Annotated in this window: 16 protein-coding genes; 9 read left to right on the forward strand and 7 right to left on the reverse strand. The window is 45.6% G+C overall.

Features of this window, described 5'->3' with window-relative positions; all coding sequences use genetic code 11:
- Nucleotides 1–39: 39 nt before the first annotated feature.
- From AC1RNB_RS13025 to AC1RNB_RS13035, 3 genes are read left to right on the forward strand one after another with little or no spacing between them, the layout of a single operon-like run.
- Nucleotides 40–1,863, forward strand: coding sequence for a serine hydrolase (locus AC1RNB_RS13025; RefSeq protein WP_493083423.1), 1,824 nt, complete (start codon nucleotides 40–42; stop codon nucleotides 1,861–1,863).
- A gap of 26 nt (nucleotides 1,864–1,889) precedes the next feature.
- A complete protein-coding gene (locus tag AC1RNB_RS13030; RefSeq protein WP_493083425.1) occupies nucleotides 1,890–3,557 on the forward strand; it encodes an N-acyl-D-amino-acid deacylase family protein in 1,668 nt (555 codons plus the stop codon).
- 57 nt (nucleotides 3,558–3,614) lie between these two features.
- Nucleotides 3,615–4,064, forward strand: coding sequence for a GNAT family N-acetyltransferase (locus AC1RNB_RS13035; protein ID WP_493083427.1), 450 nt, complete (start codon nucleotides 3,615–3,617; stop codon nucleotides 4,062–4,064).
- Nucleotides 4,065–4,146: 82 nt separating this feature from the next.
- Here the strand turns inward: AC1RNB_RS13035 and fabD are convergent, their stop codons facing one another.
- From fabD to AC1RNB_RS13060, 5 genes are all read right to left on the reverse strand, one after another.
- Complete coding sequence (fabD, locus tag AC1RNB_RS13040) at nucleotides 4,147–5,037, reverse strand: ACP S-malonyltransferase (RefSeq protein WP_493083428.1); 891 nt, start codon at nucleotides 5,035–5,037, stop codon at nucleotides 4,147–4,149.
- A 175-nt stretch (nucleotides 5,038–5,212) separates the two neighbouring features.
- The gene (locus AC1RNB_RS13045; RefSeq protein ID WP_493083430.1) at nucleotides 5,213–5,581 is read right to left on the reverse strand and encodes a four helix bundle protein; all 369 of its coding nucleotides are present in this window, start codon (nucleotides 5,579–5,581) and stop codon (nucleotides 5,213–5,215) included.
- Between the two features lie 150 nt (nucleotides 5,582–5,731).
- Complete coding sequence (gene folE, locus AC1RNB_RS13050) at nucleotides 5,732–6,328, reverse strand: GTP cyclohydrolase I FolE (RefSeq protein WP_493083432.1); 597 nt, start codon at nucleotides 6,326–6,328, stop codon at nucleotides 5,732–5,734.
- Between the two features lie 23 nt (nucleotides 6,329–6,351).
- Nucleotides 6,352–6,765 carry a 6-pyruvoyl trahydropterin synthase family protein gene (locus AC1RNB_RS13055; protein ID WP_493083434.1) on the reverse strand — a complete coding sequence of 138 codons (414 nt, stop codon included), beginning with the start codon at nucleotides 6,763–6,765 and terminating at the stop codon, nucleotides 6,352–6,354.
- A 286-nt stretch (nucleotides 6,766–7,051) separates the two neighbouring features.
- On the reverse strand, nucleotides 7,052–7,462 hold the full coding sequence (locus AC1RNB_RS13060) for a 6-pyruvoyl trahydropterin synthase family protein (protein ID WP_493083436.1): 411 nt from the start codon (nucleotides 7,460–7,462) through the stop codon (nucleotides 7,052–7,054).
- Nucleotides 7,463–7,611: 149 nt separating this feature from the next.
- Here AC1RNB_RS13060 and mqnB point away from each other — a divergent pair, with 149 nt between their 5' ends.
- Complete coding sequence (gene mqnB, locus AC1RNB_RS13065; RefSeq protein ID WP_493083438.1) at nucleotides 7,612–8,280, forward strand: futalosine hydrolase; 669 nt, start codon at nucleotides 7,612–7,614, stop codon at nucleotides 8,278–8,280.
- A 52-nt stretch (nucleotides 8,281–8,332) separates the two neighbouring features.
- The gene (locus AC1RNB_RS13070) at nucleotides 8,333–9,157 is read left to right on the forward strand and encodes a 1,4-dihydroxy-6-naphtoate synthase (RefSeq protein WP_493083440.1); all 825 of its coding nucleotides are present in this window, start codon (nucleotides 8,333–8,335) and stop codon (nucleotides 9,155–9,157) included.
- Between the two features lie 14 nt (nucleotides 9,158–9,171).
- On the opposite strand, the gene AC1RNB_RS13075 is transcribed toward AC1RNB_RS13070, so the two are convergent.
- Both AC1RNB_RS13075 and AC1RNB_RS13080 read right to left on the reverse strand, forming a co-directional pair.
- A complete protein-coding gene (locus AC1RNB_RS13075) occupies nucleotides 9,172–10,482 on the reverse strand; it encodes a cryptochrome/photolyase family protein (RefSeq protein ID WP_493083442.1) in 1,311 nt (436 codons plus the stop codon).
- Nucleotides 10,483–10,561: 79 nt separating this feature from the next.
- On the reverse strand, nucleotides 10,562–11,464 hold the full coding sequence (locus tag AC1RNB_RS13080; RefSeq protein WP_493083444.1) for an aminotransferase class IV: 903 nt from the start codon (nucleotides 11,462–11,464) through the stop codon (nucleotides 10,562–10,564).
- A 101-nt stretch (nucleotides 11,465–11,565) separates the two neighbouring features.
- On the opposite strand from AC1RNB_RS13080, the gene AC1RNB_RS13085 reads away from it, so the two are divergent.
- The 4 genes from AC1RNB_RS13085 (at nucleotide 11,566) to recN (ending at nucleotide 17,035) form a co-directional block, all read left to right on the forward strand.
- Entirely contained in the window at nucleotides 11,566–12,666 is a 1,101-nt protein-coding gene (locus tag AC1RNB_RS13085; RefSeq protein ID WP_493083446.1) for a Nif3-like dinuclear metal center hexameric protein, read from the forward strand.
- Between the two features lie 103 nt (nucleotides 12,667–12,769).
- Nucleotides 12,770–13,525 (forward strand): zinc ribbon domain-containing protein, encoded by a 756-nt coding sequence (locus AC1RNB_RS13090; protein WP_493083448.1) that lies wholly within the window; start codon nucleotides 12,770–12,772, stop codon nucleotides 13,523–13,525.
- 211 nt (nucleotides 13,526–13,736) lie between these two features.
- Complete coding sequence (locus tag AC1RNB_RS13095; RefSeq protein WP_493083450.1) at nucleotides 13,737–15,227, forward strand: tetratricopeptide repeat protein; 1,491 nt, start codon at nucleotides 13,737–13,739, stop codon at nucleotides 15,225–15,227.
- Between the two features lie 155 nt (nucleotides 15,228–15,382).
- Nucleotides 15,383–17,035 (forward strand): DNA repair protein RecN, encoded by a 1,653-nt coding sequence (recN, locus tag AC1RNB_RS13100; protein WP_493083452.1) that lies wholly within the window; start codon nucleotides 15,383–15,385, stop codon nucleotides 17,033–17,035.
- The last annotated feature ends 108 nt before the right edge of the window (nucleotides 17,036–17,143 follow it).

Genomic DNA, 17,143 nt, shown 5'->3' on the forward strand with positions numbered 1-17,143 from the left:
TTTACATTTATCGGGCTTTTTCATACCAAAACTAACCACATGAAAAAAATTGTACAGGTACTCTGCCTGATGACCCTCGCATTTTCCTCCACTGCACAGAAGAAAAATAAAACCGCAGTCGTACTTGACCGTTTTGCCGGATTGGATACGGCATTTGAGCGGGTACTCAAAGACTGGCACGCAGCAGGTTTTGCCGTAGCCGTTGTAGAGAAAAACAAAGTGATTTACGCCAAAGGATTTGGCTATCGCGATGTTGAGAAAAAACTACCTGTTACCCCTAATACTTTGTTTGCCATCGGAAGTTGTACAAAAGCATTCACGGCTTCCTTACTGGGGCTGCTGCAGAAAGAGGGCAAACTGCAGTACGACCAACCCGTCCGGAATTATTTAACCGATCTGAGGTTTTACAATGACGAAATGAACAACTTCGTTACCGTACGGGATATGATGAGCCACCGTACCGGTTTACCGAGGCATGATTTTTCCTGGTACGCATTCCCAACTACTTCGCGCGATAGTCTGATGAAGCGGATCCGTTTTATGGAGCCCACGTATCATGTACGCGAAAAATGGCAGTATAACAATTTCATGTTCCTGCTGCAAGGTATGCTGGCCGAAAAACTGATGAGCAAAAGCTGGGAAAATGCCGTTCGCGACAATCTTTTCAAACCATTGGGCATGAACCGCTCTGTTTTCTCAGTTAAAGACATGGAAAAAAGCGATGACGCTGCTATCGGGTATGGTCTGAAAAAAGACAGTATCATCAAAAAAATGGACTATTATAATATTGATGCCATGGGACCTGCCGGCAGCATCAACAGCAGTGTTACAGAAATGGCTAACTGGGTAAGCACCTGGATCAACGGCGGAAAATTTAATGGCAAAGAAATTTTGCCGACTGCTTACACCACCGAAGCCATGAGTGCACAAATGGTGATGAATGCAGGTTTACCGAGCAAAGAAAAACCAGATATACATCTCTCAGGTTATGGTTTTGGCTGGATGGTATCTTCTTACAAAAGTCATTTCCGTGTGGAACATGGTGGAAATATTGATGGATTCTCTGCCAGTACCAGTTTTTATCCAACCGATAGCATTGGTATTGTGGTACTGACCAACCAGAATGGATCTGCGGTTCCTTCAGTGGTACGAAATCTGATCTCAGACCGGTTATTGAACCTGCCTTATTTTGACTGGAACACAGATCTGAAACGTGCCTCTGAAAAAGCCAAAGCAACCGCCAAAGAAGCAGAAAAAACAAAAAGCAGTAGCCAGAAAACCAATACGGCACTTTCCCATCCTTTGAAAGATTATGAAGGCATCTACCAACATGCGGGATATGGCAGTTTTGAAGTGTCACTGATCAATGACTCACTGTTTGCCAAAGTAGGTAAAGACCTGTTATGGCTGCGTCAATATCACTACGATATATTTGAACCCTTTGAAAAAACAGCCGGAGAACCAATGGATACTACCGAAAGAAGCCCGGCCCGCTTCCAGTTTCACATGAACGAAGCAGGAGAGATCTCCATGGTTACACAACAATTCGAAGCTGGACTGGAGCCTTTCAAATTCCTAAAAACACCCAAACCCAAAGCCATTACCAAAGAAGAACTGGAAAAATATGTGGGAGAATATAGTTTGGGGGCTGCTACGGTGAAAGTATATATTAAAGACAATAAAACGTTGTATGTATTGGTGCCCGGTCAACCTGATTACGAACTGGTACCTGTTGACAAACACAAATTCGCCTTAAAAGTAGCCAACGGATTTTACTTGCAGTTTGAAGTAAATGAAAAAGGCGAATCAACAGAAGCCACTTTCATCCAGCCCAATGGAAATTTCAAAGCAAAGAGAAAATAAAAAATTGACCTATATAATCTGCTATCATGCGTAAACTTATCTGCCTGCTGATCCTTACTGCCCTGTTCACTTCCTGCGGTAGTAAGAAATTTGATACGATCATCCGTAACGGCCTGGTGTACGACGGTAATGGTGCGGCTCCTTTTACAGCTGATATCGGTATCAAAAATGATACGATCGCCTTCATTGGCGACCTATCGAAGGAAGCTGCCAACAACGAAGTGGATGCCAAAGGAATGGCGGTTAGCCCCGGCTTCATCAATATGCTGAGCTGGGCACCGGTTTCGCTGATTGAAGATGGCAGATCGCAGGGAGATATCAGACAGGGGGTAACACTCGAAGTATTTGGAGAGGGCGAGAGTATGGGTCCGCTGAATGCAAAGATGAAGTCGGATATGCAGAAAGACCAGTCGCTCATCAAATATGAAGTAGCCTGGAACACCTTGGGCGAATACATGCAGTGGATGGAGAAAAAAGGGATCAGTACCAATATTGCTTCATTTGTAGGCGCCACAACCATCCGTACTAATGTGATCGGCGAAGACAACCGCGATCCTACACCTGCAGAAATGGAGCGTATGAAAGACCTCGTAAAACAAGCTATGGAAGACGGAGCATTGGGCGTGGGCACTTCGCTCATTTATCCACCGGCTTTTTTTGCCAAAACACAGGAACTGATCGAGCTCTGCAAAGCGGCTGCGCCTTATGGCGGTGGCTATATTTCACATATGCGCAGCGAAGGAAATAAACTTACGGAAGCAGTAGAAGAACTGATCACCATCGCCAAAGAAGCAGGTGTGCATGGAGAGATCTATCACCTGAAAGCTGCCGGCATCAGTAACTGGGGCAAAATGGACAGCGTGATCAGGCGGGTAGAAAGGGCGCGGAAAGAAGGTATTGATATCGCGGCCAATATGTACACATACACCGCTGGTGCCACCGGCATGACAGCCGCCTTTCCCCCTTCTTTACAGGATGGCGGATTCGGCAAACTCTGGCAACGCCTGCAGGATCCCCGAACAAGGGAAGCTATGAAAAAAGCCATGAAGACCAATGCGCCCGACTGGGAAAACCTTTATTATGGCGCAGGTTCTGCTGACAAAGTATTACTGCTGGGTTTTCGCAGAGATTCTCTTTTTAAATACGCAGGAAAATCATTGGCAGAAGTAGCCAGGCTCAGAAATACCACGCCCGAAGATGCCGCCATTGACCTCATCATCCAGGATAGCAGCCGCGTAGAAGTTGCTTACTTTTTAATGAGCGAAGAAAATGTTAAAAAACAGGTAGTACTTCCCTGGGTCAGCTTTGGATCCGATGCGGCTTCTATGGCTACCGAAGGTAAGTTCATCAAACAGAGTTCTCATCCCCGCGCCTACGGCAATTTTGCCCGGGTAATTGGTCAGTATGTTAGAGAGGAAAAACTATTGCCACTGGAACTGGCCATCCACAAACTGGCTAAAGTAGCTGCCACTAACCTGCATATTCAAAAAAGAGGAGAATTGAAAGTGGGTAACTATGCCGACATCCTTATTTTTGATCCCGCCAAAGTAAAAGACAAAGCCACTTATGAAAACCCACACCAGTATGCCGAAGGCATGCAGCATGTATGGGTAAATGGTGTGCAGGTGTTGAAAGAAGGAGAACATACGGGTGCCAGACCGGGGCGGTTTGTGAAGGGAGGGGGGAAACAATGAGAGAATGAGTGGATGAGTGATTGAGCGAATGTTTTTTAGGAAGTATAAAATAGAAATATGGAAATATTGATTCGAAGGGCGGAGAGAAAAGACTGCGTTCGTTTACTGGAATTGATTCAGGAGCTGGCAGATTACGAAAAAGCACCGCAGGAAGTAACGGTAACACTGGCGCATTTTGAAGAAAGTGGCTTTGGCACTAATCCGGTGTGGTGGGCATTCGTGGCCGAGATCAACGGAAAGGTGGAAGGCTTTGCCTTGTATTATATCCGCTACAGCACCTGGAAAGGACAATGTCTGTACCTGGAAGATTTTCTGGTTACCGAAAAATTACGGGGTAAAGGAGCAGGTAAATTATTGTTCGACCGCATTATTCAGGAAGCAAAGGACAAAGGATTTAAAAGAATGGTTTGGCAGGTACTGGAATGGAACGAACCCGCCATCAACTTCTACAAAAAATACAACGCCACCCTCGATCCGGAATGGGTGAATGGTATCCTCGATTTTTAGCAACCAGCGTAACGAATTAAAAACTAGCAATTAAAAATTAAAATGTACTAAACCAATTTTTAATTGCTAATTTTTAATTACTTCAATTCACTCCTGCTACTACTGCTTCTTTATAAACTTTCTGCACCAAACCCTGCAGTACTTTTCCGGGGCCGGATTCGGTAAAATGCGTGGCCCCATCTGCTACCATGGCTTGTACGCTTTGTGTCCAGCGAACAGCACCGGTTAATTGATCGATGAGGTTTTGTTTGATTGATGAAGGATCTGTTACGGCTTTGGCAACCACATTCTGGTAAACAGGGCAAGTAGCCGGGTGGAAGGTAGTGGACTCAATAGCTGCAGCCAGTTCTTCTTTGGCCGGCGCCATTAACGGAGAGTGAAAAGCACCTCCTACCGGCAATACCAATGCCCTTTTGGCGCCAGCAGCTTTCATTCTTTCGCAGGCGATCTCGATGCCTTTTACCGAGCCACTGATTACCAGCTGGCCTGGACAATTATAATTGGCCGCTACTACTACTTCACCGGTTTCTTTACTTACTTCGGCACAGATCTCTTCCACTTTTTCATCTGCCAGTGCCAGCACAGCTGCCATGGTAGAAGGTTTTACTTCGCAGGCTTTCTGCATGGCTTTGGCACGGATGCTTACCAGTTTCAGTGCATCTTCGAACTGCAGCACCCCATTAGCCACCAGGGCAGAGAACTCACCCAGGGAGTGACCGGCTACCATATCAGGTTTCACATTATCCAGCGTTTTAAAAGCGATCACAGAGTGAAGAAATACTGCAGGCTGGGTAATATTGGTCTGTTTCAGTTCTTCATCCGATCCGGTAAACATCACGTCACTGATGCGGAACCCGAGGATCTCATTGGCTCTTTCAAACAGTTCCTTCGCAAGCGGATTGATATCATACAGGTTTTTACCCATTCCACTGAACTGCGAACCCTGACCGGGGAATATATAAGCGTGTTTCATGTGTGTTTGGTTTATTGGTCTATTCGTTTATTGGTTTACTTGTTTATTCGTTTACTGGTTTATTCGTTTACTGGTTTATTCGTTTACTGGTTTATTCGTTTCATGATATTCCTTTTTACCTAATTAACCGTTTACCTAATCGCATCACCTATCTACATTCTTTAGACTTCCAAAACTAGTGATGAATATTGTTTTTCAAAACCTTAATATATCCATTCAGCTTTCGGTGTATCAGCTCCATTTCCGCTATCAATAATCCATAAGTTGTTTCATTGATCAATCCTCGCTGATAAGATTTCCTGATCCAGCTTTTAGCCTCAAGGAGTGATCCACGAGCATAAAAGCAAAAATGGATATTTTCTTTCACAAAAAACCGTCCATACCCCTCTGCAATATTAGCAGAAATTGAATCAACAGAAGAGGTCAGCTGTTTCCCGATACCAAATTTTTTGAAAGCTGGCCAAGCAATCACTATTTGCCAAATTTCCTCTGCCAATTTTTCAGAAAGCAGATATACTTCCAGTTCTTCCAGAATATAGGGCATAAAAAAGGATTTACGCTTACATAAATCCTAATTTATACATAACAAATAGTTACTTATATCGTATTTGTACGCATTCCGAGTAAATATTTCACCCTCCGTACAAATAAACCAGTAAACGAATAAACCAATAAACAAGTAAAACCAATCCCCCTAATCCAGCTTCTTATTAATCAACTTCAGAAACTCGCTACGCGTAGTATTCTTCAAAAATTCACCGTCAAAAGCAGAAGTGGTTGTTACAGAATTCTGTTTGCCCACCCCACGCATCATCATACACAGATGTTTGGCTTCAATCACCACCGCCACACCTACCGGATTCAGCGATTCTTTGATGGCTTCGAGGATCTGGGTTGTCAACCGCTCCTGCACCTGCAGCCTGCGCGAATACACATCTACCACACGGGCCAGTTTACTCAGGCCGGTGATCCATCCATTGGGGATATAGGCAATATGCGCTTTCCCGAAAAAAGGCAGCATGTGGTGTTCGCACATGGAGTAAAGCTCAATATCTTTTACGATCACCATCTCGCTCACCGACTCCTTGAACTTGGCCGAATTAATGATAGCTATCGGATCCTGCTGGTAGCCTTGTGTTAAAAACTGCATGGCTTTGGCTACGCGTTCGGGGGTTTTTACCAGTCCCTCCCTGTCCGGATCTTCGCCCAGCAAACCCAGTGCTTCGTGGTAATTTTTGATCAGTCCTGAAGTTACTTCTTCATCGTACTTCTCGATCTTGGTGTAAGCCATATCAGTGTTTTTTCTATGATGATTTATGCAGGATACTCTACAAAATTTCTTTCGGTTTCATACAGGCGGATCTGCAGTTCCAGTTTCGCATCAATTCTTGGGCGCAGCAGCTGGTAGATCACTACAGCTATATTTTCAGCCGTAGGGTTCAGGTTGGCGAACTCCGCCGTATCCAGATTCAGGTTCTTGTGGTCAAAACGACTCATCACTTCCTCTTTCACAATATCGCTGAGCAGTTTCAGGTCTATCACATACCCTGTTTGCGGATCGGGTTCGCCGGTTACTTTCACCACCAGGTCGTAATTATGCCCATGGTAGTTGGGGTTATTACACAGCCCAAACACCCGGTCATTCTCCTCGTTCGTCCACGAAGAATTAAACAGCCTGTGAGCCGCATTAAAATGCTCTTTCCGGAAAACCGCTACTTTGTTTGCCATAAGATTACAATTCATGGTACCAGCTTCTGTACAGAACCCAACACCTGTTGCGTCGCACACTTGTACTATCCAACACGGCTGAACTTTATTTGAAACAATGTTCAAGTGGTTCTGTCATTAACTGCCGGCACTGTTTCAGAAGTGTGCTGATCAAGTGGCCGGTCATACAGGAGCCAGGAAATCAATGACTGAGCTTGAATATCTATTCCGATAGTCTGCACTAAGGTACACAGGTTACTAATAACCCGTACACCCTTTCTTTTGTTTACTCAATCCAGAAAAAAGGTTATTCACCGAAATATTCCACGTAAATACGCTGGGTCTCATAGAGTTTGATGCAGTGCAGCTTCACTTCTGCGGGTAAATGGGGGGCCAGCTGCTGCCAGATGGCAATGGCCAGGTTTTCCGTACTGCACATGGTATCTTTCATAAAATCCACGTCCATGTTCAGGTTCTTGTGGTCCAGTTTATCCACCACATATTGTTTGATCAGCTTACTCAGTTGCTTCACATCATATAAAAAGCCGGTATCCGGATCTGGATTACCCTTGATCGTCACAAAAAGGTCATAATTATGTCCATGCCAGTTCTCATTGGCACAAACGCCGAAAACAGCTTCATTCTGTTCCTTGCTCCACCTGGGATTAAACAGTTTATGCGCTGCGTTAAAATGCTCCTGTCTTGTTAAATACACCATCCGCCTCAAAAATTTCGGCAAAGGTAAGGAATAGGAGGAAATCGTGAGTGGTGAGTAGTCTGTAGGTAGTAAAACCCCAAGCCCCCCAACCAAACTCACTACTCACTACTCACTACTCACGATTCACGGTTTTTCCCCACCTTTGTCCTATGCGAGTCATCATCACCGCCGCCACTGTTGCCGAATGGATGCCTTCCTTCCTGGAACTGGACCCACTGTATTCCGGTGAAAGTCAACGTTTAAAAGTGCAGTTTCACCAGAGCGGCGTAGGCATGCTGGCTTCGGCTGTTTCGATTACCCGCATGGTGTATGAAGACAAGCCCGACCTGATCATTCAGGCCGGTATTGCCGGTTGTTTTGATACAAAACAACCCCTGGGAAACGTGGTGGTGATCGCCGATGAACTGGTGGGCGATATGGGTGTGCAGGAAGAGGGCAAATGGAAGGATCTGTTTGACCTGAAACTCGAAAAAAGCAATTACCATCCCTACGAAAAAAGAAAACTGCCCAACCCCTGGCTCAACACGTATAATCTCCTGAAACTACAGGAAGTGAGTGGCATCACCGTTAACGAGATCACTACCGAACCCGAGAGGATCCGGCAGTTATACAAAAAATACAATCCCACCACCGAAAGCATGGAAGGCGCCGCACTGCACTATGTATGCCGCGAAGCCCAGATCCCTTTTATCCAGATCAGGGCCCTCTCCAACTATATCGGCGAGCGGGATAAATCCAACTGGCTGCTCCAACCCGCCATCGAAAACCTCAACCAAACCCTCATCAAATACATCGACAAACTCTACAAACTCAAATAACCATTCTATCATTCATTCACTCATCCACTCATCCACTCATTCACTCATTCCAATGACCCTCGCCTTCTCCCCCTGCCCTAACGATACCTTCATTTTTGATGCATTGGTGAATCATAAAATTGATACGGAAGGACTTTCGTTTGAGGTAGTACTGGAAGATGTACAAACCCTGAACGAATGGGCCAAAGCAGGTAAACTGGATATTTCGAAAATCAGTTACGGCGTATTACCAATGGTGCTGGACACATACAAAGTATTGAATAGCGGAGGTGCATTGGGTAAAGGAGTAGGCCCATTACTGATCACTAAAGGAACACCTGAAAAAGAAGTGAAAGATATGCTCATCGCAATTCCGGGAGAAAATACAACGGCGCATATGTTGTTCTCGCTGGCGTATCCGGAAGCGAAGCACAAACAGTTTATGGTATTTCACGAAATTGAAGAAGCCGTGTTAAGTGGCCGGGCAGATGCGGGTGTCATCATTCATGAAAACCGTTTTACGTACCAGCTCAAGGGCCTCAGCAAGATCCGCGATCTGGGCGAGTATTGGGAAGAAACGGTGAAAGTACCGATACCATTAGGTGGCATTATCATCCGGAAAAATTTCGACAGAGAGTTGCAACATAAAGTAGACAGACTTATACACAAAAGTCTTGCTTATGCGTTCGATCATTACCCGGAACTGCCCGATTATGTTCGCCAGCACTCACAGGAAATGAACGAGCAGGTAATGCGTCAGCATATAGACCTGTATGTAAATTCGTACTCACTAAATTTGGGAGAAGAAGGAAAATCTGCCGTGAACACTATGCTACAGGTGTATCAACAACTGCATGGTTCTTCCACTATTAACAGTTCCTCCCTCTTTGTTTCCTGATACAGCAACGCTTATTACGGATTTAATGCTTTTGCATATACTTCCAGCACCCGCTTACGCGCCATCTCATGCTGTACAATGGGTTTAGGATAATTGAACTCCTGAAACTCAGGCACCCATTTTGTGATATACTTCAATTCCTTATCAAATTTCTCTGTCTGCAGCGTTGGGTTGAACACCCTGAAATACGGAGCCGCATCACAACCACTGCTGCTGGCCCATTGCCAGCCACCATTGTTGGCTGCCAGGTCAAAGTCGAGCAGCTTCTGCGCAAAATAAGCTTCGCCCCAGCGCCAGTCGATCAGCAGGTGTTTCACTAAAAAAGAAGCCACAATCATGCGCACCCGGTTATGCATATAACCGGTGGCATTCAGTTCCCGCATGCCCGCATCTACAATGGGATAACCTGTTTTTCCTTCGCACCATAACCGGAACTCCGCTTCATTATTGCGCCACTCAATTTTATCATAAGCGGGTTTAAAACTTTTGCCCTTACCTACCTGCGGAAAATGCCAGAGAATCATGTGATAAAAATCGCGCCAGATCAGTTCATTCAGGTAGGTCTCATTCAATGTTTTGGCACGTCGGGCCAATGCACGGATACTGATGGTACCAAAACGGAGATGTACGCCCAATTTAGAAGTGCCGTTCTCCAGCGAAGGAAAGTTCCTCCGTTCTGCATAGTGTTTGATCACTTCATCCGCCAGTTCTTTAGCGGGGAACCTGGGAGCCATTTCTTCAAAACCCATACTTGTCAGTGAGGGAATCTGTAGTGGTGACTGCCGGTAAAAATTAGTAAAGTGTTTCTCAGTTGGAAAAGAACCCAGATCAGCATCCGTCAGTTTAGCTTTCCATTTATTGGAATAAGGGGTAAAAATGGTATAAGGTTTCCCATCATCCTTTGTCACTTCACTCTTCTCGAAAATGACCTGATCTTTACAGGTATGAAATCCGGCATTTTTCGTTTGTAACAAGGCTCCGATCTGTGCATCCCGTTCCTGTGCATATGGCTCATAATCGTGATTGGTGAACACATCAGCGATCACATATTTCTCCAGCAGTTGCTGGTATACCTGTTCGGGATATCCATAGTACACTTCCAGACTGCTACCCAGTTTCTCCAGTGCCACCTGCATCTCACCCAGTGCCGCATGAATAAACGCCACTCGTTTATCCGCTTTATCATCCAGTTGGTCAAGAATCTTTCTGTCGAAAATAAAAATCGGAACAACGGGTTTTCCTGCTGTAAGGGCATGATAAAGTGCTGCATTATCGGCTAACCGCAGGTCGCGGCGGAACCACATGATGGTAACAGAAGTCTTCATGAAAACAAGAACAACTGTTTACGGGAAAGGTTTATTGGTTTACCCGTTTATTGGTAGCAGCTGGTTTGGAGCATGGCTTTTAATCTGTATTGACCGCTATTCCGGTAAACAAATAAACCAATACACCAACCACCCCCAGCAACGGAGCCACAAATTTCTTGTGTAAGAGAGAAGCTAATTGATGTGTATACCCACTCTGGCCTAACTGTTTTACCCAGCGGATGCCATATACGGAGTTGGTAAGGAAGAGTTCTGAAGCCTGTTCCATTTCTTCCAGGGTCAGTTGCCCTTCTTCCACGGGAATATTTTCGTTGCGCATTTTTTCCAGCAGGTAACGGCGCATAACACCGTTCACAGGACCTTCTGATAAGGCGGGTGTTTTTACTTTGCCATCTTGTACCACAAACACATTGGCAATAGTAGCATCTGCCACCCTGCCAAAGGGATTCAGCAGAATCACATCATTCAGTTTCTGTTTTTTGGCCCACATAGCGCCCATGGCATAACCGAGGTAATTATTGCTTTTTACTGGTGAGAAAAGATCGCAGCTTTTTTTGGCATCGCGGTAAATATCGGTTACCAATCCATTTTCGTTCAACTCATTGTTTGCCGGATTCAGTTGCCAGGTCTGTACGAGGTGATGTGGAAAATGATTATCCACATCATACAATCCCCCCTCGCCCCTGAAAATGGTGATGCGCACCCTTGCCTGTTTATGATGGTAATTTTTCTTTGCAAGTAGCCTGATATAATCGCGCAGGTAATCGGGGGTAAAATAAGTGGGTTGCTGAAACTGCAATAATTCCAGGGAAGAGAACAATCTTTCGAAATGATAGTCGTCCAGAATGATCTTTCCGTTCACCATCTTCAGGGTCTCAAAAAAACCATCCCCATACCGGAACGAACGGTTATCGGGCGAGATCAGGGGTTTACCTGTTTTACTGATTTTCCCATTATAAAAAAGAAAGTTCCCGGCTATCATGGTCTCAAAGATAGGCTTCAAAATAAGTTTACCGATTCGTGTTTAAGCTTTTGCATTATTTTTAACCCCCTTATTTTCCCTTATCGCTTTAACCAACCGCTATGCAGCTTCAGGATATCATTCGCGAACTCGAACAGAAAGCCCCCCTTTCCCTGCAGGAAAGCTATGATAATGCCGGCCTGCTTACCGGCAACCCGGCCTGGGAATGCACGGGCGTTCTTTGCACCCTGGATGCTACAGAAGCGGTGATACTGGAAGCCAAAGCAAGGGGCTGCAACCTGGTAGTGGCCCACCACCCGATCATTTTCGGGGGACTGAAAAAGCTGAACGGTAAAAATTATGTAGAACGTACGGTGATTGCGGCCATCAGAAATGAGATCGCCATTTATGCCATTCATACCAATCTGGATAATGTGCTGGACGGGGTAAACGACCAGATCGCCAACCGGCTGGGATTGGTAAACAGAACCATCCTGGCCCCAAAATCCGGCCAACTGCTGAAGCTTTACACGTTTGTACCCCATGTCCAGGCCAATCAGGTAAGGGAAGCCCTTTTTGCCGCCGGGGCGGGCCATATCGGCGAATACAGTGAGGTGAGCTTTAATGCGGAAGGAACCGGCACTTTTAAAGGATCGGAGAAAACCACCCCTTTTGTGGGTACTCCCGGAAGCAGACACGAAGAAAAAGAACTGAAAATAGAAGTGATCCTGCCGGCCTACCGGCAGTCGGCCGTAGTAAAAGCCCTCTGGGAAGCCCACCCTTATGAGGAAGTGGCCTACGATATTGTATCATTAGTAAATGATAATCAATTAGTTGGAAGTGGATTGCTGGGTGAATTGCCCGAGGCACTGGATGAAACCGGTTTTCTGCACATGTTACAAACCTCTTTTGAGCTGAAAATGGTAAAACACAGTCCATTATTGGGCAAAAAGATCAAAAAAGTGGCGATTTGTGGCGGTTCGGGGAGCTTTTTGACCGGAAAAGCCCTGGCAGCCGGGGCCGATGTATATGTTACTTCGGATATCAAATACCATGAGTTTTTTGATGCCAACGACCGGTTGCTGCTGGCCGATATTGGTCATTGGGAAAGTGAACAATTTACCACCGACCTTTTGATTGAGCTTTTACAGGCGAAATTCCCTACCTTTGCCGTCCTCAAATCAGGAGTAAAAACCAACCCGGTTCACTACTTTCTGGGCTGAGGAAGGTTCTGAACCCTGAAGTGAGTGACACAACCGGCGATGCCCAAAAGCCTGCTGCCGGGATAAAAAACTCCAAACAACAAATACAAACAACAAACTAGTTATGGCCGCAGTTAAAGATTTCTCTGTTGAAGAAAAGCTGGTAACCCTGTTACGATTACAGAAGATTGACAGCAAACTGGATGAGATCCAGATCCTGAAAGGTGAACTTCCGATGGAAGTAAGTGACCTGGAAGATGAGATCCAGGGTTTAACCGCCCGCCAGACCCGTATCGAAGAAGAGATCAACGGGATCACCGAATTTATTGAAGGCAAAAAAGCTGTCATCAAAGAAAGTGAAGCCCTGATCGCTAAATACGAGAAGCAGAGTGAGAATGTAAAGAACAACCGTGAGTTTGAAGCGATCAACAAAGAGATCGAAATGCAGCAGCTCGAGATTAAACTGGCTGAGAAGCATATCCGCGATGCCAACGAAGAACTGACCGAGAAGATCAAGAACCTCGAAGTTGCCAAAAAACAGGTAGCGGTGAAAGAAGGTGTGCTGAACCACAAAAAAGGTGAGTTACAGAAAATTATCGCTGATACTGAAAAAGAAGAGACCCATTTCAACAAACAGAGCGCTGATGCCCGTGGGCATATCGACGATCGTTTGCTGTACAGCTACGACCGGATCCGCAAAAGTTACCGCAATGGCCTGGCCGTTGTACCGGTAGAGCGTGATGCCTGTGGTGGTTGCTTTAACTCCATTCCTCCACAACGCCAGAGTGAAATCCGTTTGCACAAAAAGATCATTGTTTGTGAGAACTGCGGACGGATCCTGGTAGATGCTGATCTGAACGACAGTGTAGAAGCCAAATAGGATCGCGGATGACGCTGATTTTTGTATGATTGATATGATTAAGAAAGGGTGCCTTCGGCACCCTTTCTTTTTTTTGCATAATACCGAACGTGCAACTTTTCTTTAAGGAAACTACCTATATCAATTGTCACCCATTCTGTTAATCCAGTGATTACAATCATATTCATCATACAATCCATCAGCGTAATCAGAGATACTGTATTTTCGGTGTATGATCCGACGGTTATTGTTAGTTTCTATTTTAGCCTCCTGCACTATATGGGGTCATGCGCAGAAAGTGTATGACTTTAATGCCACCTGTTTGCAGGCTTACCAGGAGATCACTAAACTGAAGATCAATAGCGGACTGGCGCTGGCCGAGAAAGCCAGGCAGCAGAATCCGAATAACCTGATACCGCTGTTACTGGAAAGCTATGCAGATTTTTATACGCTGTTTCTGAACGAGGATCCCAAAGAATTTCAGCAACGTTATCCGCGTTTTGCAGAAAGAATCAGTCTGCTGCAGGAAGGCCCCAAAAGCTCCCCTTTTTATCTGTACAGTCTCAGCCTGGTAAAAGTGCACAAAGCCGGCGTCGCCATTAAATTCGGGAAACTGTGGGATGCGGGCTGGGATTTCCGTAAAGCTTATCAGCTCATCAAAGAGAACCGGAAGCAATTCCCGGGTTTTGCACCGAATGATCTGATATATGGATCGCTGCAAGCGGTAGTGGGAACCATACCCAAAGGATATAAATGGATCGCCAGCCTGTTTGGGATGCGGGGTTCTTTAACAGAGGGTATGAAGATCGTACGAAACTTCATCAACAGCAACGATCCCTGGGCCAAAGCTTTTTTTAATGAAGCAGCTTTCATGTATCCCTACCTGATGTTCTATATCGAGAATAAAAAAGAAGAAGCGCTGGTCTTTACCCAGCAGCGCAAACTGGACCTCGTAAACAATCACCTGCATGCCTATATGGCGGCCAATCTGGGTATCAATAACAAACAATCGGAGTATGCCAAAAATGTGATCCTTGCCCGTAATAAATCTGATGAATACCTGAAAACCGGTATCTGGGATTTTGAGCTGGGCTTCACCAAAATATACCACCTGGAAACCCAGGAAGCGGCCCGTTACCTGGAAAGTTTTCTCGCCCATTTTAAAGGAAAGTTTTATGTGCGCGATGCTTACCAGAAACTGAGCTGGTGTTATTACCTGCAGGGCAACCAGGCTAAAGCGGAGGAAGTGAGAAAAAACATCCTGAAAAAAGGAGCTACCGATGCCGATGCCGATAAACAGGCACTGAAAGATGCGAAGTCGGGCAAATGGCCCAATAAACTCTTACTCAAAGCCCGCCTCTTAAGCGATGGCGGTTATGCCATTGATGCCGCCGCTCTGCTGCAGGGCAAAACAGAAGATGATTTTGCCGCAGAAGAAGAGAAACTGGAATTTGCCTACCGGGTAGCGCGAATCTACGATGACCTGAACCGCGAAGACGATGCCATTCGCAATTACCTGATCGCCATCCGGCTGGGTGAGCACCGGCCGGAGTATTATGCCGCCCGCGCCGCTTTGCAGATTGGTCAGCTCTATGAAAAAAGAGGACAGAAAGCCCTCGCCATTACTTATTACCAGAAATGCCTCGACATGGATGACCATGAATACAAAGATTCGCTTGACCAAAGAGCCAAGTCCGGCATCGCCCGGTGTAAGGGTGAATAAACGGGGAAGAGCAGGTATTTCTTACATGTATTTGTATAACAGGAATGTCTTGTATAAATTGCGTGAGGAGTGTGAGTCGTGAATCGCGAGACGTGAGTGAAGGCGCTACTCACCACTCACCACTGACGACTCACGATTCACGCTCACGAAAATCTATGCTACGCAAACTCTTCATACAGAACTACGCCATCATTGATGAGATCGGGATCGATTTTTCATCGCAGCTGAATATCATTACCGGCGAAACCGGTGCGGGTAAAAGTATCCTGATGGGTGCGCTCAGTCTGATACTGGGCGAGAGAGCCGACAGCTCGGTGCTGGTGAATACACAGAAAAAATGTTTTATTGAAGGAAGTTTTACCGTAGACCATAAACAGGCGGTACTTGATTTTTTGAAGGAGAACGACCTGGATATAGAAGAAGAACTGGTATTACGCAGAGAAATTACGGCCAACGGTAAATCGAGGGCCTTTATTAATGATACTCCTGCTACGTTGCAGCAGTTAAAAGCACTGGCTTCTTTACTGGTAGATCTTCACCAGCAGTTTGATACACTGGAACTGGGCGATGCCGATTTTCAGCGCGAAGTAATGGATGCGCTGGCGAATAATGAAAGCCGCTTAGCTGCTTATCAGACCATTTTCCGGCAATGGCAGACAGCTGGCAAAGAACTGGAAGCATTACAACAACAGAAAGCTGCTTTTACCAAAGAGCTGGATTATAACCAGTTCCTGTTTGATGAACTGAATGAACTCGGACTAAAAGAAAACGAGCTCGAAGAACTGGACAACGAACTGAAACTGCTGAGTAATGCAGAAGGTATTAAAACCACACTTACCAAAGTTTGTTATGACCTGAAAGAAAGTGAGCAACCGGTGGTTCAGTTATTAAAACAACTACTGAACCAGTTACATGGTTATGCTTCTTTCCATCCGGATCTTTCGGCTGTGATAGAACGCTTACAGAGTACACAGATAGAACTGCAGGATATTGCGGATGAAGTAGACCGGTTCAACGATACGGTGCATTACGACGAGAAAAGAATTGAATGGATTAACCAGCGGTTGATGGATGGCTATAAGCTGATCAAAAAACACGGCGTACAAACTACGGCCCAGTTACTAGAACTGCAGCAGGAACTGGAAAATAAACTTCGGGCCGTTCTGGATATGGACGATACCATTGCCGGCAAGGAAAAAGAAACCAACCGCTTATTTACCGAAGCACAAACACTGGCAACACAACTCTCCAAAGCCCGCCACAAACAGGCCCAACCGCTGGAAGAAAAAGTAAATAACTTACTGGCGCAGGTAGGTATGCCCAATGCCCGTTTAAAAGTGGAACTGAAAGACAATACACTAACGCTTTCGGGTAAAGACCATATTGATTTTTTATTCGACGCCAATAAGAGCAACCGTTTTGAACCCATCCGCAAAGTAGCCAGTGGTGGTGAGCTAAGCCGATTGATGTTATGCATCAAATCGCTGGTGGCTCAATCCATCGATCTGCCCACTATGATCTTTGACGAGATAGATACCGGCATTTCAGGTGAAGCGGCCAAACAGGTAGGACTGATCATGAAAGGGTTGGCCAGCAACCGGCAGATCATCTGTATTACCCACCAGCCCCAGATAGCCGGTAAAGCCAACGCCCATTTTTTTGTATACAAGGAGATCAAAAACGATGCGGTAAAAACGAATATCCGCCTCCTGAACCCCGACGAACGCATCACCGCCATTGCCCGTATGCTGAGCGGAGAAAAGCCCACTGCCGCTGCGATGGAGAATGCGAGGGAGATGATGAATTGAGTTAGGAGTCTGGAGTTGGGAGTGATTTTTTGTAACTCCAGACTCCTAACTCCTAACTCCTAACTTTTCTATACTTTTACCAACAGTATTCATTCTAAACTAACGAAC

The sequence above is a fragment of the Sediminibacterium sp. GW821-FHT12F12 genome, assembly GCF_058806635.1.

Bases quoted from the DNA above. Each gene is read 5' to 3' on its own strand.
- AC1RNB_RS13070 (WP_493083440.1), top strand. From the start codon at position 8,333: ATGACCCTCGCCTTCTCCCCCTGCCCTAACGATACCTTCATTTTTGAT.
- AC1RNB_RS13025 (WP_493083423.1), top strand. From the start codon at position 40: ATGAAAAAAATTGTACAGGTACTCTGCCTGATGACCCTCGCATTTTCC.
- AC1RNB_RS13045 (WP_493083430.1), bottom strand. From the start codon at position 5,581: ATGCCCTATATTCTGGAAGAACTGGAAGTATATCTGCTTTCTGAAAAA.
- AC1RNB_RS13030 (WP_493083425.1), top strand. From the start codon at position 1,890: ATGCGTAAACTTATCTGCCTGCTGATCCTTACTGCCCTGTTCACTTCC.
- recN (WP_493083452.1), top strand. From the start codon at position 15,383: ATGCTACGCAAACTCTTCATACAGAACTACGCCATCATTGATGAGATC.
- AC1RNB_RS13090 (WP_493083448.1), top strand. From the start codon at position 12,770: ATGGCCGCAGTTAAAGATTTCTCTGTTGAAGAAAAGCTGGTAACCCTG.
- AC1RNB_RS13060 (WP_493083436.1), bottom strand. From the start codon at position 7,462: ATGGTGTATTTAACAAGACAGGAGCATTTTAACGCAGCGCATAAACTG.
- AC1RNB_RS13095 (WP_493083450.1), top strand. From the start codon at position 13,737: ATGATCCGACGGTTATTGTTAGTTTCTATTTTAGCCTCCTGCACTATA.
- mqnB (WP_493083438.1), top strand. From the start codon at position 7,612: ATGCGAGTCATCATCACCGCCGCCACTGTTGCCGAATGGATGCCTTCC.
- folE (WP_493083432.1), bottom strand. From the start codon at position 6,328: ATGGCTTACACCAAGATCGAGAAGTACGATGAAGAAGTAACTTCAGGA.
- AC1RNB_RS13080 (WP_493083444.1), bottom strand. From the start codon at position 11,464: ATGATAGCCGGGAACTTTCTTTTTTATAATGGGAAAATCAGTAAAACA.
- AC1RNB_RS13075 (WP_493083442.1), bottom strand. From the start codon at position 10,482: ATGAAGACTTCTGTTACCATCATGTGGTTCCGCCGCGACCTGCGGTTA.
- AC1RNB_RS13055 (WP_493083434.1), bottom strand. From the start codon at position 6,765: ATGGCAAACAAAGTAGCGGTTTTCCGGAAAGAGCATTTTAATGCGGCT.
- AC1RNB_RS13085 (WP_493083446.1), top strand. From the start codon at position 11,566: ATGCAGCTTCAGGATATCATTCGCGAACTCGAACAGAAAGCCCCCCTT.
- fabD (WP_493083428.1), bottom strand. From the start codon at position 5,037: ATGAAACACGCTTATATATTCCCCGGTCAGGGTTCGCAGTTCAGTGGA.
- AC1RNB_RS13035 (WP_493083427.1), top strand. From the start codon at position 3,615: ATGGAAATATTGATTCGAAGGGCGGAGAGAAAAGACTGCGTTCGTTTA.